Annotated in this window: 11 protein-coding genes and 1 pseudogene; 3 read left to right on the top strand and 9 right to left on the bottom strand. The window is 53.3% G+C overall.

From position 1 onward, the window contains the following. Nucleotides 1–49: 49 nt before the first annotated feature. From AC1DUO_RS10725 to AC1DUO_RS10705, 5 genes are all read right to left on the bottom strand, one after another. Nucleotides 50–316 (bottom strand): type II toxin-antitoxin system RelE/ParE family toxin, encoded by a 267-nt coding sequence (locus AC1DUO_RS10725; protein WP_013574136.1) that lies wholly within the window; start codon nt 314–316, stop codon nt 50–52. A 3-nt stretch (nt 317–319) separates the two neighbouring features. After that, a complete protein-coding gene (locus AC1DUO_RS10720; protein ID WP_013574135.1) occupies nt 320–577 on the bottom strand; it encodes a type II toxin-antitoxin system RelB/DinJ family antitoxin in 258 nt (85 codons plus the stop codon). Between the two features lie 167 nt (nt 578–744). Beyond that, a complete protein-coding gene (locus AC1DUO_RS10715; protein ID WP_047607556.1) occupies nt 745–1,014 on the bottom strand; it encodes a helix-turn-helix domain-containing protein in 270 nt (89 codons plus the stop codon). A gap of 310 nt (nt 1,015–1,324) precedes the next feature. Continuing rightward, nucleotides 1,325–1,693 (bottom strand): endonuclease domain-containing protein, encoded by a 369-nt coding sequence (locus tag AC1DUO_RS10710; protein ID WP_126124634.1) that lies wholly within the window; start codon nt 1,691–1,693, stop codon nt 1,325–1,327. Nucleotides 1,694–1,947: 254 nt separating this feature from the next. Beyond that, the gene (locus tag AC1DUO_RS10705) at nt 1,948–2,349 is read right to left on the bottom strand and encodes a hypothetical protein (protein ID WP_443567965.1); all 402 of its coding nucleotides are present in this window, start codon (nt 2,347–2,349) and stop codon (nt 1,948–1,950) included. Nucleotides 2,350–3,297: 948 nt separating this feature from the next. Here AC1DUO_RS10705 and AC1DUO_RS10700 point away from each other — a divergent pair. Then, a pseudogene (locus AC1DUO_RS10700) lies at nt 3,298–3,408 on the top strand (type VI secretion system tube protein Hcp); the annotation flags it as partial. Between the two features lie 157 nt (nt 3,409–3,565). Here the strand turns inward: AC1DUO_RS10700 and AC1DUO_RS10695 are convergent. From AC1DUO_RS10695 to AC1DUO_RS10680, 4 genes are read right to left on the bottom strand one after another with little or no spacing between them, the layout of a single operon-like run. Then, complete coding sequence (locus AC1DUO_RS10695; protein WP_477987281.1) at nt 3,566–5,014, bottom strand: efflux transporter outer membrane subunit; 1,449 nt, start codon at nt 5,012–5,014, stop codon at nt 3,566–3,568. Then, nucleotides 5,007–8,132 (bottom strand): efflux RND transporter permease subunit, encoded by a 3,126-nt coding sequence (locus AC1DUO_RS10690; protein WP_477987279.1) that lies wholly within the window; start codon nt 8,130–8,132, stop codon nt 5,007–5,009. Before AC1DUO_RS10690 ends, AC1DUO_RS10695 begins: the two co-directional genes overlap by 8 nt. Then, nucleotides 8,133–11,333: an efflux RND transporter permease subunit gene (locus AC1DUO_RS10685; RefSeq protein WP_037035203.1), complete on the bottom strand. Its 3,201-nt coding sequence runs from the start codon at nt 11,331–11,333 to the stop codon at nt 8,133–8,135. Beyond that, nucleotides 11,330–12,673, bottom strand: coding sequence for an MdtA/MuxA family multidrug efflux RND transporter periplasmic adaptor subunit (locus tag AC1DUO_RS10680; protein WP_037035204.1), 1,344 nt, complete (start codon nt 12,671–12,673; stop codon nt 11,330–11,332). The genes AC1DUO_RS10685 and AC1DUO_RS10680 overlap by 4 nt, the downstream gene beginning before the upstream one ends. A 471-nt stretch (nt 12,674–13,144) precedes the next feature. Between AC1DUO_RS10680 and AC1DUO_RS10675 the strand changes: the two genes are divergently transcribed. Both AC1DUO_RS10675 and AC1DUO_RS10670 read left to right on the top strand, forming a co-directional pair. Then, entirely contained in the window at nt 13,145–13,975 is an 831-nt protein-coding gene (locus tag AC1DUO_RS10675; RefSeq protein ID WP_037035205.1) for a gamma-glutamyl-gamma-aminobutyrate hydrolase family protein, read from the top strand. Next, nucleotides 13,972–14,517, top strand: coding sequence for a M15 family metallopeptidase (locus AC1DUO_RS10670; RefSeq protein WP_013574127.1), 546 nt, complete (start codon nt 13,972–13,974; stop codon nt 14,515–14,517). The genes AC1DUO_RS10675 and AC1DUO_RS10670 overlap by 4 nt, the downstream gene beginning before the upstream one ends. Nucleotides 14,518–14,560 lie beyond the last annotated feature (43 nt).

Raw genomic sequence — 14,560 nt, 5'->3', positions numbered from 1 at the left:
AATGGAAACGCCGGCGGAAGTCGGCGTTTTTCGCAGGGTTCATCTGATATCAGAATAATTCAGAATGACTCCCTACCCGGTACAATTTTAATTCTTCGTCATTTCTCTGATAAATGAGTAAAAGATCTGGCGCACCATGGCATTCCATATATCCCGCATAACCACCTGAAAGCCGGTGTTCACAATATCGAATAGGTAAAGGTTCACCCGTCTGCAACAAGGATAATGTCTCCAGAATAGCTCCCTGCGCTCGTTTGTCGTTGTTGTATTTTTTCGCATCCTTTTTAAATCTTGTCTGATAAACAATCCTTAGCACATATCACCATCCCAGATCGTGCTTCAACTCCTCAATCGTTGCGACACTTTCAACACCAATTCCATTTTCCATATCACGAATGGCCTGAAGTGTTTTTGCATTAGGCTGCAACAAATCGACGGGTAGCTCAGCATTCACAGCCAACCTATTTACAACCATTCGAATGATTGTCGAAAGATCCAACCCCATTGCCTTTGCGTTTGCCATTGCAGCAGCCTTTGACGCTGAAGTTACTCGAGCTCTGACAACAGTGTCAGTCATAAAACCTCCGGATCAATTTTGTCGTGTAGCTACATTGTAGCCCTCATGTAGCCACTGAACAAAATGTATTCACTTACAGAGCAGTGTGCAGAATATAGATTACTGTTTTATCAGCAACTCTGTACTTTCATCGCTGCGGCAAAGCTTCCAAAAAAGCTCATCATCACTCAGGATTTAGCTGAATTCCGAATGACTTTCACTACCAGCTCTCCCCGCGCATCAAAATAACGGCTCGGCCAGATCACGCTCGGATGCACCTCCAGCGCCTGTGCAATCACCTTCTCCCCTTTCGGCCATGATCGTGACAGCGCATTCGATAAGGTGGATGAGCTCAACCCGGCACTGCGCGATACCGCTGCCAGCGTCGTACCCCGTTTACGCAATGCCGCAATGATGTCTGCCTGATGCCAGTCGGTATGATTCTGTGCTTTGTTCATGGAGGATCCTTTCCTGAGTTATGAGTAAATAAAACGTCTACACAGGAAGAGTAAACCGGGAGAAAAATTATCCCAAAACGGGATAAAACCAGATGAATAGTGATCAGGTCATTGATAGATAAGATGAAATGTAATATTGATGAGTTAACTGAGCTAAATACTGATAAAAATTATTTTGGTGGGAATTTTTTCACCGAGTAACCATTAATACCCCACCCCAGCCCTCCCCTTCGCAGGGGAGGGAGCCGACCGAGCTTTTAACTCCTCCCCCTGCGAAGGGGGAGGCTGGGAGGGGGTATTACAAATAAAATCAGAAGGTTAACATTGTCTTCCGTCGTACAATTTCGCATCGCAAATGCTCAAGAACTTCAGGTAATTCCTGCATAACCTGAAGATTCGTAAACCGGATAACTTTCATTCCTGAATCACACAGAAAGTCAGTTCTGATTTTATCCGCCGCCATTCCTTCCTCACTGAAATGACTTTCACCATCCAGCTCAACCACCAGCCTCACCTCACCGGCGTAAAAATCCACGATATAGCGCCCAATCCCATGCTGACGGCGAAATTTAACACCCAGCGCTTTACACCGGACCGCCTGCCATAAAACAAACTCTGGATAAGTAAGATTTCCCCGCAGATCCTTGCGTAATTCTTTCTGTTTTGAATCGTTGAACATGCCACCACCGGGTTGTCTTTAATACCCCCACCCAACCTCCCGCTTCGCAGGGGAGGAGCCGTACTGAGAGTATCTGCAAATGCGGTGATAATATTTTTCTCACACCATTCCTGCGGCCATCATTCCAATATTTTAATATTCCCTTATTTTCGTCCACCGTCACATTTGCTAATTATTTATATTAAATTAGTTAAAAAATTAAGATGTTTTTTTAGAGAAAAACTGAAGTGGGGCAAAGCCCCACTGTGTTTATTTTAATAAGGCGAAGCGTCTAGGTGCACAATAACTTTATAACCTCCGTTATCGAATGAGTATATATCCCCGCGAACGCGAAGATATAGATGATCATTGTTGGCTGTGGCCGTTGCCTTGCTGTCAGAGGTGACCATGAACGCTCTTTGGTCATCAATATGAGCCATAAAATCAGCCTCACTTTTCGTCGCATCATACAAATAATAGTGGTACGAAAATGACGTCATTGCTCCAGCACTGGCCTGGGTTACATACAAGGTGACCAGGTTATTAACTTTAACCGTCTTATACAAATCATGCCCCACTGGAAATGTAAGAAAGTGAATGACCCATGCGATCATCAAAACTATAAAAAGCGCAGGGACCAAAACATAGCGTTTCTTAAAAACCCGTTCTTTTTGCATAATCGATACCCTGCTTTATCCAGAATTGATCTTTTGGGTCGTCACCATCGTCTTTAAGCCATAAAAATTCCAGAGTTGCCATTTTCATACGTCCATTTAAAAAAGAGACATTACGTTATACCTGTATATTTTAACAAGCCATTGGAGAACCTTTGAAAATGGAATTTTCAGAAGTTTATTATTGATGAGGCGATAATATCACCTCTGTTCAGATGGCCAAATTTAGGGTACCACTTCAGTATTTACTCCGGAAAGTAGTCGATATCAACCGCCACTCATTAAGGAAAATTTATAGCCGTTACTAGCCTCACATAATCAGAAATTACCCTTGTATAATCCTGACGACTGTGGTGCCATTTAAACCTTATCAAAGATATGGACATGGTGATTTTATGCAAGCCTCAGACTATCTAAGACTAAAGTTTCAAAGTGACAGACAGCTAGGAATCTACGTTCAAAGGGGGATGAATAGCTATGTCAAAGAAACACAAAACGTCCTCTCTAATATCTCTTCAGGCATGGAAAGGGCGAGTTGGTATACGTCCTGTTTAATCCCCCGGTATGGGGATGTGTGTAATGAATTAGTAACCGAAGAAAAGAGAATGAGCCTTTCTATCGCCTCAATCTTCAGATACCACGACGTGATAGAGCAAATGTTATATCTGTATTTTGAAATGATAATTAAAGATACTGAAAACGAAAATGAAAGCGGCAAGGTTTGGGATCGCCTACGCTTTATGAAGAGTTAAGAGATAAATATAATGTTTAAAAGCTTAATATCTTTATTATTATCAGATATTTTATTTCCTATTGTTGTTATTTCATCATGGCTGTTTTGTATCTATATTTTTCCCTCGTATGGCGTGTTGATAGGCGCGGTATCGGTAATCTTCTGGATTATCATTTTTACGAAATTCACATCAAAATTTGATAAATACAAATAAAAAAACAGGTACGCATATGGAAACTATCTTACTTCGTTATGAAGCGATTACGTGGAAGTATTGCGACGGTAATATTATTTTTAAAGATGGATGGAATCACCGTACAACAGCGTGATTTAGCCAGGATGCTGCAGATTCTATACTAAGGAATGGCGGCTTAATCGCTGCCATTATCAATATTGATACGTGCTTCGATTAAGGTTCTTCTGATATGAATCTCTACACCAAAGACCGTTTTATGTGTCCTTCGTGCAGAGATAATTCAAACTCTCTTACTTACCCACATCCCCGTTCCATCCCCCGCCCAGCGCGGCGATCAGCTTAACGCTGGTGACCATCTGGGTGCTGAGCAGTGACAGGACGCTTTGCTGTTGCGTCAGGCTGGTGTTTTCGGTAGTTGCGACGTCGAGATAGTCGATCATCCCCGCCTGATACTGGTTGTAGGTCACGCGGGCGGATTCTTTGGCGGAATCGGCGGCGTTCTGACGGGCGACCAGTTCGCTGTTCAGCGTGTGCAGTTCAACCAGATAATCTTCCACTTCCTGCATCGCGGTTAACACGCTCTGGCGATAACTGGCGACGTCGGCGTCATACGCGGCTTCGGCTTGTGCCACTTTGCCACGGGTGGAACCAAAATCCAGTACCGTCTGGCTGAGTTCCGGGCCTAACGACCAGACGCGGTTTGGCAACGAGAACAGGTTATGGAAGGCCGAGCTGGCAAAACCGCCGCTGGCACTTAAGGTCAGATCGGGATAATACGCGGCAGTGGCGACACCGACTGCCGCATTGGCAGAGGCCATGGTGCGCTCAGCAGCGGCGATATCAGGACGACGCTGCAGCAGTTGCGACGGAATCGCATCCGGCATCGCAGGCAGGTTCAGTTTTACGTCGCGGGCGGCGAGGCTGAACTGGGCCGGTGGTTTGCCGATCAGTACGGCGATAGCGTGCTCAAGCTGGGCGCGCTGCCATTGCAAATCCAGCGCCGACGCTTTGGTACTTTCCAGCTGAGTCTGTGCCTGCGCCAGTGTGCCACGCGAGGTACTGCCACCGGCATACTGGTTCTCAATCACCGTCAGATAACGCTGATAGGCGTCAATACTTTGCTTATACAACGCGATTTGCTGATCCATCACCCGCAACTGGAAATAATCCTGCGCCAGTTCGGATTGCGCGCTGAGCGTCGCATCGGCCAGATCGGCCTTGCTGGCCTGCGCGCTGGCATCCTGTTCTTCTGCCGTGCGGCGCAGTTTGCCCCACAAGTCCAGTTCCCAGCTTGCACTCAATTGTGCGGACTGGCTGTTGCTGGTGGAGGTTGAGGTGCCACTGCGCGTGCTGCCGACGGTGGCATCCACGGAAGGATACAAATCAGAACGCGCCTGCGTCACCAGTGCCTGGGCTTCGCGGTATTGCGCGGCGTACTGGGCAACGTTCTGGTTGGAAATCTGCACCTGTGTCAGCAGGGACGACAGCTCAGGATCCTGATACACCGCCCACCAGTCGCCTTTGGCCTGATTATCTTTCGGGATCGCGGCCGTCCAGCCTTTGGCTTCTTTAAATGCCGTTGGCATAGTCACATCCGGCCGTTTGTAATCAGGACCGACGGCACAGGCGCTGACCAGTAAGGCCAGCGCCAGCGGAGCAAGACGGAACACCATTGAACGTGTTTTTTGCAGAGTCATCAGATTCGCTTCAGGGTAATGAGTTTCAGTGTGATCAGTCATGAGAACTGGCCTCCGGCGGCGTCGCGTGAGGACGCAGACGTTGCCACAGACGATGCGTCGCGCGGCTGGTGCGATCCATATACAGGTAAACCACCGGCGTGGTGAATAACGTCAGGATCTGGCTCAGCGCCAGCCCGCCAGCAATTGCCAGACCCAGCGGACTGCGCAGATCCGCGTCACCCCCGCTGCCCATCGCCAGAGGCAGGGCACCAAAGAACGCCGCCAGCGTGGTCATCAGGATCGGACGAAAACGCATCAGACAGGCCTGAGTGATCGCCTGTTGTGGCGTCAGACCCAGCCGCCGTTCGGCGTCGAGCGCGAAGTCGATCATCATGATCGCATTCTTTTTGACGATGCCGATCAGCAGCAGGATCCCGATCAGCGCGATCACCGTCAGTTGCGTATTGGTCATCAGCATCAGCAACAGCGCCCCCAGCCCGGCGGAAGGCAGCGTGGAAAGAATGGTCAGCGGGTGAATATAACTTTCGTACAACACGCCGAGCACGATATATACCGCCGCCAGCGCGGCCAGGATCAGCCACGGCATGGAACTGGCCAGCGCTTCAAACGCCTGCGCCGTTCCCGCATAACTGCCATGAACGGTATCCGGCAAGCCGATTTGTGCCATGGCGGTTTTCAGCGCAGCCTGCGCATCTTCCAGCGCATAGCCGTCGGCGAGGTTGAACGCGATAGTCGTGGTTGCTGTCTGCCCCTGATGGGATACCGACAGCGGTGCGTTGGCGCCGCTGAAGGTGGCAAACGCCGACAACGGCACCTGATTACCAGAATCGGTCACGACATACAGCTGATGCAGGACATCCGGATTGCTGGTGTAGTCAGACGTCAGGTTCATGACCACGTGATACTGGTTCAGCGTTTTATAGATCGTGGCAACCTGCCGCTGGCTGAAAGAATTGTTGAGCAACGTGTCAATCATCTTCACGTTCACGCCCAGTTGCGTGGCACGATCCCGGTCGATATTGAGCATGACCTCCTGACCGCCGGTTTGTGCATCGGAATCCACACCGGTCAGTTGCGGCAGTTTCGCCAGCGCTTTCTGCACCTTCGGTGCCCATTCCCGCAGCACCGAAAGATCGTCAGATTGCAGACTGTACTGATACTGCGCGTTGGCGCTGCGCCCGCCGATATGCAGATCCTGCGCCGCCATCAGGAACAACTGCGCGCCCGGCTCCTTGCCGGTCGCCATCATCAGACGGTTCGCCACCTGATTGGCGGTCGAGGTACGTTTGTCGAAATCTTTCAGACGCACGAAGAACGTGGCGGTATTACGTGAACCAAAGCCGCCGCTGCCCGCCGAACTCATCACCGCTTCTACCGCCGGATCGTCCTGAATGATCTTGCTGTATTTCAGCACCTGCGGCTGGATCGACTGAAACGACGTGTTCTGATCCGCACGCAACATGCCCATCAGCATGCCGGTGTCCTGATCCGGGAAGAAACCTTTTTCCACCACGGTATAAAGATAGAAATTGAGGATCACGGTGAGGAACAACCCGATCAGCGTGATCAGCTGATGGCGCATAACCCAGCCGAGCGCGGCAGAATAGGCCGCCAGCAGTTTGTTAAGGCCATGCTCGATCATGCGGTAGATGCGCGGCTGACGTTTTTCCACCGGCGGTTTACGTTTGAGGAAACGTGCGCACAGCATCGGCGTGAGGCTCAGTGACACCAGCATCGAGATGATCAGCGAGACACTGAGCGTCACCGCAAATTCGCGGAACAGGCGCCCGACGATACTGCCCATCAGCAGGATCGGAATGAAAACCGCGATCAGCGACAGCGTCATCGACAGCACGGTGAAGCTGACTTCCTGTGCGCCTTTCAGCGCCGCCCGCACCGGTCCCATTCCCTCTTCGATATGCCGCGTAATGTTCTCCAGCACCACAATGGCATCATCGACCACGAAACCGGTGGAGATGATCAGCGCCATCATCGAGAGGTTATCCAGACTGTAGCCAAGCAGATACATCACCGCGCAGGTCCCGATCAGTGACACCGGTAGCGCCACGGCGGGGATCAGCACAGCATTCCAGTTACGCAGGAACACAAAGACCACCGCGATCACCAGCAGCGTGGCTTCCAGCAGGGTCATTTCCGTATCACGCAGGGAAGCGGAAACGTTAGGCGAACGATCCAGAGCCAGGTTCAGTTGCACATCGCCCGGCAGACTTTCTTTCATCAGCGGCAGCGCGGCTTTGATCGCCTGAATGGTTTCCAGCATGTTCGCGCCAGCCTGGCGCGTTACACCAATCATCACCGACGGCGTGCTGTTGTAATACCCGACGTTGTATTTGTCTTCGACGGAATCATACACATTGGCGATATCGCTGAGGCGGATGGCCGAACCGTTGATGTAGGTGACAATCAGCGTTTTGTACTGCACGGCGGTACTTTGCTGGCCGTTGCCTTCAATCATCCACGACTGATCCGACCCTTGCAGTAAGCCTTTCGGCAGGTTGCTGGTGCTGTCGGCAATCGCAGCACGAATGGTGTCGAGGGAAATCCCGTAAGAGGTGACGGCTTCAGGGCGTAAATCAATACGTACACCCGGCAGCGCGGACCCCACCAGAGAAACCTGCCCGACGCCGTTAACCTGTGCGATTTTCTGTTGCAACTGGCTCGAGGCAATATCGTACAGCTCACCTTTACTGCGCGTGGCCGAGGTCAGCGCCAGCATGATGATCGGCGCATCCGACGGGTTGGCTTTGCGGTAAGTCGGCAGCGACGGCATGCTGCTGGGGAGCAAGGCGCGGGAGGCGTTAATCGCCGCCTGAACGTCACGCGCCGCGCCGTTGATGTCGCGATCGAGATCGAATTGCAAAATGACGCTGGTCGAACTCTGCGAACTGCGCGAGGTCATTTCCGTCACACCGGCGATTTGCCCGAGCGCCCTTTCCAGCGGCGTCGCCACCGTCGCCGCCATGGTTTCAGGGCTGGCACCCGGCAGACTGGCACTGACCAGAATGGTCGGAAAATCGACCTGCGGCAGCGGTGCCACCGGCAGCAGGCGATACCCGAGCAAACCCAGCAGGAGTATCGCCATGGTCAGCAGCAATGTCGCGACCGGGCGGAAGATGAAGAAACGCGAAATGTTCATTTATTCCGCCTGCTTTGCTGCACGCCGGTGACGTGGATTAAGGCGGTGAGAAAGCCGGTCAAACATCAGGTAGATCACCGGCGTGGAGAACAGCGTCAGAACCTGACTGAAGATCAGACCGCCGACGATCACCAGCCCCAGCGGCTGACGCAGTTCCGCGCCGGATCCGCTCGCCAGCATCAGCGGCAACGCCCCGAGCAGCGCGGCCATGGTGGTCATCATGATCGGACGAAAACGCAGTAAACACGCCTGGTGAATCGCCTCACGCGGCGATAATCCCTGTTTGTTTTCCGCATCCAGTGCAAAGTCGATCATCATAATGGCGTTCTTTTTCACGATGCCGATCAACAGGATCACCCCGATCAGTGCGATCAGACTGAATTCCGTACCGGCAAAGATCAGCGACAGCAACGCACCGACCGCCGCCGACGGCAGCGTGGAAAGAATGGTCACCGGATGGATAAAGCTTTCGTACAGAATACCGAGCACGACATACATGGTCAGCAGTGCGGCGAGGATCAGCCACAGCGTGTTGCCGGTGGCACTTTCAAATGACGCCGCCGCACCCTGATAGCGCAAAGTGATGCTGTCCGGCATGGCGATATCAGCCACCGTGGTTTTGATCGCCTGCTGCGCCTGCTCCAGCGAATAACCGTCTTTGAGGTTAAAGGAGACGGTGACTGCCGGGAACTGATTGAGGCGCGCCTGCAACAATGCGCCGGTGCGCATGTGGATTTTGGCAATCGACGTCAGTTTGACCATGCCATTGGTCGCCCCGGCATTGGTGGTGGTGGTCGAGGTGCCGCTGTCCGATGTCGAAGAAGACGTGGTGCTGGTGGTGGTCGCCACCGTGCCGGATGTTGAGGTGCTGTTGTTGGTCGCCAGATAGACATCGTCAAAAGAAGCCGGTGACTGCTGGAACTGCGGGGCCACTTCCAGCACCACGCGGTACTGGTTCGCCTGGGTAAAGATGGTGGAAACCAGCCGCTGGCCGAACGCGTTGTACAGCGCGGTATCGACGTCAGACGCCGTAATACCGTAGCGTGCGGCAGCGTCGCGATCGAGCTCCACATAGGCGATCTGCCCCTGATTTTGCAGGTTGCTGACCACTTCGCTGAACTCCGGCAATGCACTGAGTTTCTCAATCAGCTTCGGTGTCCATTGCACCAGATTTTCGCTGTCGGCATCATCCAGTGTGAACTGGTACTGGCTTGGCGTGACCTGATCGTCCACCGTCAGATCCTGCGAAGCCTGCATATAAAGCTCAATGCCCGGCACGCCTGCGGTCTCCTGCTTCAGGCGTTCAATGATCGCCGGTGCACGTTCGCTGCGTTCATCAAAGGATTTCAGGCTGATCTGCAAACGTCCGCTGTTCAGACTGGTGTTATTACCGTCCACGCCGATGGTAGACGACACGCTTTCCACATCCGGATCATTGAGGATAGCGGCGGTCAGCAATTGCTGACGACGCCCCATCTCGCTGAAGGAGACATCCTGCGAGGCCTGGGTGATCCCCTGGATCATGCCGGTATCCTGCGACGGGAAGAAACCTTTTGGCACAATCACGTACAGCAACGCGGTGAACACTAACGTCGCGGCAGCGACCAGCAGCGTGAGCTTCTGATGGTTCAGTACCACGATCAGCATACGATCGTAACCAGCGATCATTTTGTCAAAAAACTCACCGCCTTTACGGTAAAACTTGCTCTGTTTTTCTTCCGGTGTGTGACGCAGCAAATAGGCGCACAACATCGGTGTCAGGGTCAGCGACACCACCATCGACACCAGAATCGACACGGCCAGGGTAATGGCGAATTCGCGGAACAGACGCCCGACCACATCGCCCATAAACAGCAGCGGGATCAGTACCGCAATCAGCGAGAAGGTCAGGGAAATAATGGTGAATCCGATCTGCTGCGAACCTTTCAGCGCCGCCTGCATCGGTGTTTCGCCCTCTTCCAGGCGTCGTGAAATGTTTTCGACCACCACGATGGCGTCATCGATAACAAAACCGGTGGCGATGGTCAGCGCCATCAGCGAGAGGTTGTTAAGACTGAAACCGCACAGGTACATCACACCAAAGGTGCCAACCAGCGAGAGCGGCACGGCCACGCTTGGGATCAGCGTCGCCGCGACATTACGCAGGAACAGGAAGGTGACCATCACCACCAGCGCAATCGACAGCAACAGCTCAAACTGAACGTCGCTGATCGAGGCACGGATAGTCTGGGTACGGTCAGAAATCACGCTGATTTTGACCGACTCCGGCAGCGCTTCCTGCAATTTCGGCAGTTGTGCTTTGATGGCATCCACCACCTGGATCACGTTGGCGCCCGGCTGACGCTGAACGCTGATAATGATCGCCGGTTGTTTGTTCGCCCACGCAGAAAGGTACTGATTTTCCGCTGCTTCGGAGAGCGTCGCGACGTCGCGCAAACGCAGCGCCGCCCCGTTTTCATAATTAACAATCAGGTTGCCGTATTCAGCGGCGGTGCGTAGCTGGTCATTGGCATCGATGGTGATCGAGTGGTGCGGCCCGTCAAAGCCCCCCTTGGAACCGTTGACGTTACTGTTGCCGATCAGCGTGTTGATGGTTTCCATGCTGAGGTTATGCGCCGCCAGCTTGCGCGGATCCACCTGCACGCGGATCGCAGGCTGATGCCCGCCCGCCAGCGTGACCATACCGACGCCGGAAATCTGCGACAGTTTCAACGCCACGCGGGTATTCACCAGATCCTGCACTTTGGTCAGCGGCAGGGATTCAGAGGTCGCGGCTAATGTCAGCACTGCGGCATCCGCCGGGTTCACCTTCTTGTAAGTCGGCGGATTGGGTAAATCGCTGGGCAGCAGGCTGTCAGCGGCATTGATCGCCGCCTGCACTTCCTGCTCAGCCACATCAAGGGACAAATCCAGCGAGAATTTCAGCGTAATAATGGAGGAGCCGCTGGCGCTGGTGGAATACATCTGGCTCAGCCCCGCCATCTGCCCGAGCTGACGCTCAAGCGGCGCGGTAATACCCGACGCCATCACGTCCGGACTGGCGCCCGGATACAGCGTGGTCACCTGAATGGTCGGGTAATCGACCTGCGGCAGCGCCGAGGTCGAGAGCATGTTGTAGGCGAAAATCCCCGACAACAGCACGGCGACCATCAGCAGAATGGTCGCGACCGGCCGGAGTATAAAGAGGCGTGAAGGATTCATTTAGACCCGCTGTCTTTACCGGCTGTAGTTGGGGGTGCATCAGGCGCGACGGCCGTTTTATCCGCGCCGGTGGTGGCTTTATCCACACCGCCGCTCTGCTGACGCTCTTTGGAAGAGCCACCTGCTGCTGCAGCCTCGCCGGAATTCGGTGTGACAATCTCGACTTTGGTGCCGTTGTTCAGACGGTCAATACCGGTGGTGACCACCTGCTCGCCCGGCTTCACGCCGGACAAAATCGCCACCTGGTCATCACCAAAATCCGGGCCGGACTTCACGCTGCGACGCTCAATGGTGCTGTCGGCTTTCACCACATACACAAAGTCGCCGTCGCTGCTCAGCTGCAATGCCGCCGCCGGGATCACCGTGGCATCTTTCAGCGTCGCGACCTGTAAGCGGGCATTCACAAACTGATTCGGATAGAGTTTTTCATCGTCATTATCAAACAACGCTTTCAGCTTGATACTGCCGGTACTGGTATCAATTTCGTTGCTGATAAATTGCAGTTTGCCCTGTCCAAGCACTTCGCTGCCGCTCTGGTCAAAAGCCGTGGTTGGCAACTGATTGCCGCCGCGCAGGGCTTTGAGCAGGGTTTGCAAATTGCTTTGCGGCACGCTGAAGGTCACGGCAATCGGCTGAGTCTGGGTAATGGTGACGATGCCGGTGGTCGAACTGCTGGTGACCATGTTGCCCGGATCCACCAGACGCAGGCCGACGTGGCCGCTGACCGGCGCGGTGATTTTAGCGTACTCAAGGTTCAGCTTAGCGGCGGCGATTTGCGCCAGGTCGGCTTTCACTGCTCCCGCGTACTGACCGGCGGTCGCAATCTGGCTTTCCAGATCCTGACGTGCCAGGGAATCCTGTGCATACAGTTTGCGGTAACGCGCCAGCGTCAGTTCAGCACTTTTCGACAGCGCCTGATTCTGCGCTAAATCGCCCTGATACTGTTCCAGCGTGGCCTGATAACTGCGCGGATCAATCTGCGCCAGCAACTGCCCCTGCTCCACTTTCTGCCCTTCGGTGAAATACACCTTCATCAGCTGACCATCGACACGGCTGGTCACCGTCACCGTCGCGTTCGCCACCACCGTGCCCAGCGCACGCAGATACACCGGCACATCGGCCTGTGTGGCCTTTCCTGCCTGCACCGGCGTTGCCATTCCTGCCATCATCTGGCCGCGCATTGCGCGCATGCCGCCACGGCCCGGTTTTTTATGGGCAGAGGGATCAGAGGCACTTTGGTGGAAAGCAAAAAACCAGACCAGGATCGCGGCAACGATAATGGCGACAATAACCCACACGAATGTGCGTTTTTTGGAACGAGACGAGGCAGTCGGCAGCATAAATTTCTTGGTTTCGCAGTATTAATGAGGAGAAAACAGCTGAAAAATGACCTTCAACCAGAGATTTTCAATATCAGTCAAAAAACCATTATCCCCGAAAAGTGCGGGTGTCTGTTTTTAGGACAACGTAAAGATTTCGTTAGCAATTAAGAATTTCTATTTCTATCAGCAGGATGAATTATACCCGCTAATTTATCCTTTCGAGGCATCTAATGTTAATCACTAAATGAGAATGAATATTGAAGACCGCAACAAAAAAGCATCAGGAAGTGTCAACGAAGACCGGAATTTTGTCAGGAAAACGCGGAGTTAGTGCGGAAAATGCACTGAGATCCCACCCGAACAGGTGAGAAAACCAGAGCTAAATCCTGAAAATATGACCTATAGATAATTTATATTGTTTGCGCCGACCACGGCTTGATATGGTGAAATTTCTGATTGTTTTTCATTTCCATGCAGGGACTCAGGCGAATGCAGACAAAATTTCAATCCAGACCGGTCATTGGGGTAACGCTCGACAGCGAGGAAGCCGGTGGTTATGCCGATTATCCCTGGTACGCCTTACGTCAGAACTATATGAACAGCCTGGCGGAACTGGGTGCGGTGCCGCTGGCGTTGCCACATCACGCGGCGCTGGCCGATGAATATCTGGCGCTGTGCGACGGCATTGTCGTGACCGGCGGGGCGTTTGATGTACCGCCTGAACTGTTTAATGAGCAACAAACCAGTGATCAGGTTCGCCTGAAACCCGCCCGCACCGAATTTGAAAAAGCCATTGTTAAAGGTGCCATGCAGCGCAATATGCCGCTGCTCGGGATTTGCGGTGGCCAGCAACTGCTTGCCGTATTAACCGGCGGCACGCTGCATCAGCATATTCCCGATGCGCTGCCCGATGCCCTGGAGCACAGCACCACTGTCGACACCGAAAACGCGGGCGGCAAAAAACGCGCGCGTCACCCGGTAGAAATTGTTGAAGGTTCACTGCTCAGCCGCTGCGTAGATCGTGACCATTACGTCGTGAACAGCTCACACCATCAGGCAGTGAAATCCGTCGGCCCCGGCTGTATCGTCAATGCTTACGCACCCGACGGCGTGATCGAAGGCATTGAATGTGAAGGCTATGATTTCTGTCTTGGTGTGCAATGGCACCCTGAATATCAGCAACATGCGCAGGATACTCAGCTTCTTAATGCATTTGTTGTTGCCGCTTCGCGCTATCAGCAGTCGATGCGCTCAGCAGGTAAGGCGATGACGGAAGCCATGAATGATGTGATCGGCCGTGCGGGAGACGAACCGGCATGAACCCGGCGGCACTGAAATCGCAAACGGAGCAGATACTGCGGGAACTGCATATCGACCCGGCGGTTATCGCACATCGCACGCTGCCGTATTTTGAGGAAGTAAGTGAGCACTTACTGGTGGAGGCGGAAACGGATGCCGAAAGCGATAAAATATACCGTCTGACCGCCCCCGCCTCTGCCGCCTGGCATACCATGAGACAAAAGGCAGCTACTGACGGCGTGGGGATTTATCTGGTTTCCGCCTACCGCAGCCTGAATTATCAGGCTGATTTAATCCGCGCCAAACAACTGGCAGGCATCGCCCCGGAAGATTTCTTTACGTCGCTGGCGCCGCCCGGATGCAGCGAGCATCACACCGGCTGCGCCGTGGATATCAATACGCCCGGCTGCGACGAAGTGACCGGCGTTTTTGGTGAAACAGAAGCTTTTCAGTGGCTGCAAAGCCACGCCGCCGGATTCGGTTTTGTGATGTCATTCCCGCTGAACAATCCCTGGGGATTCATTTATGAACCGTGGCACTGGTGCTGGCATTCCAATTCCTGATGAATCCTCTACACTTACCGCCCTCTCCGCTACAGGCTTTAAG

The organism is Rahnella sp. P4_A8 (assembly GCF_056402435.1).
Note: the sequence above shows the minus strand (reverse complement) of the source record. Positions and strands in the feature narration are given on the sequence as shown.

What these genes read in the sequence shown, in the direction of transcription:
- AC1DUO_RS10675 (WP_037035205.1), top strand. Translation starts at nt 13,145, where the DNA reads ATGCAGACAAAATTTCAATCCAGACCGGTCATTGGGGTAACGCTCGAC.
- AC1DUO_RS10670 (WP_013574127.1), top strand. Translation starts at nt 13,972, where the DNA reads ATGAACCCGGCGGCACTGAAATCGCAAACGGAGCAGATACTGCGGGAA.
- AC1DUO_RS10685 (WP_037035203.1), bottom strand. Translation starts at nt 11,333, where the DNA reads ATGAATCCTTCACGCCTCTTTATACTCCGGCCGGTCGCGACCATTCTG.
- AC1DUO_RS10680 (WP_037035204.1), bottom strand. Translation starts at nt 12,673, where the DNA reads ATGCTGCCGACTGCCTCGTCTCGTTCCAAAAAACGCACATTCGTGTGG.
- AC1DUO_RS10695 (WP_477987281.1), bottom strand. Translation starts at nt 5,014, where the DNA reads ATGACTGATCACACTGAAACTCATTACCCTGAAGCGAATCTGATGACT.
- AC1DUO_RS10705 (WP_443567965.1), bottom strand. Translation starts at nt 2,349, where the DNA reads ATGCAAAAAGAACGGGTTTTTAAGAAACGCTATGTTTTGGTCCCTGCG.
- AC1DUO_RS10720 (WP_013574135.1), bottom strand. Translation starts at nt 577, where the DNA reads ATGACTGACACTGTTGTCAGAGCTCGAGTAACTTCAGCGTCAAAGGCT.
- AC1DUO_RS10710 (WP_126124634.1), bottom strand. Translation starts at nt 1,693, where the DNA reads ATGTTCAACGATTCAAAACAGAAAGAATTACGCAAGGATCTGCGGGGA.
- AC1DUO_RS10715 (WP_047607556.1), bottom strand. Translation starts at nt 1,014, where the DNA reads ATGAACAAAGCACAGAATCATACCGACTGGCATCAGGCAGACATCATT.
- AC1DUO_RS10690 (WP_477987279.1), bottom strand. Translation starts at nt 8,132, where the DNA reads ATGAACATTTCGCGTTTCTTCATCTTCCGCCCGGTCGCGACATTGCTG.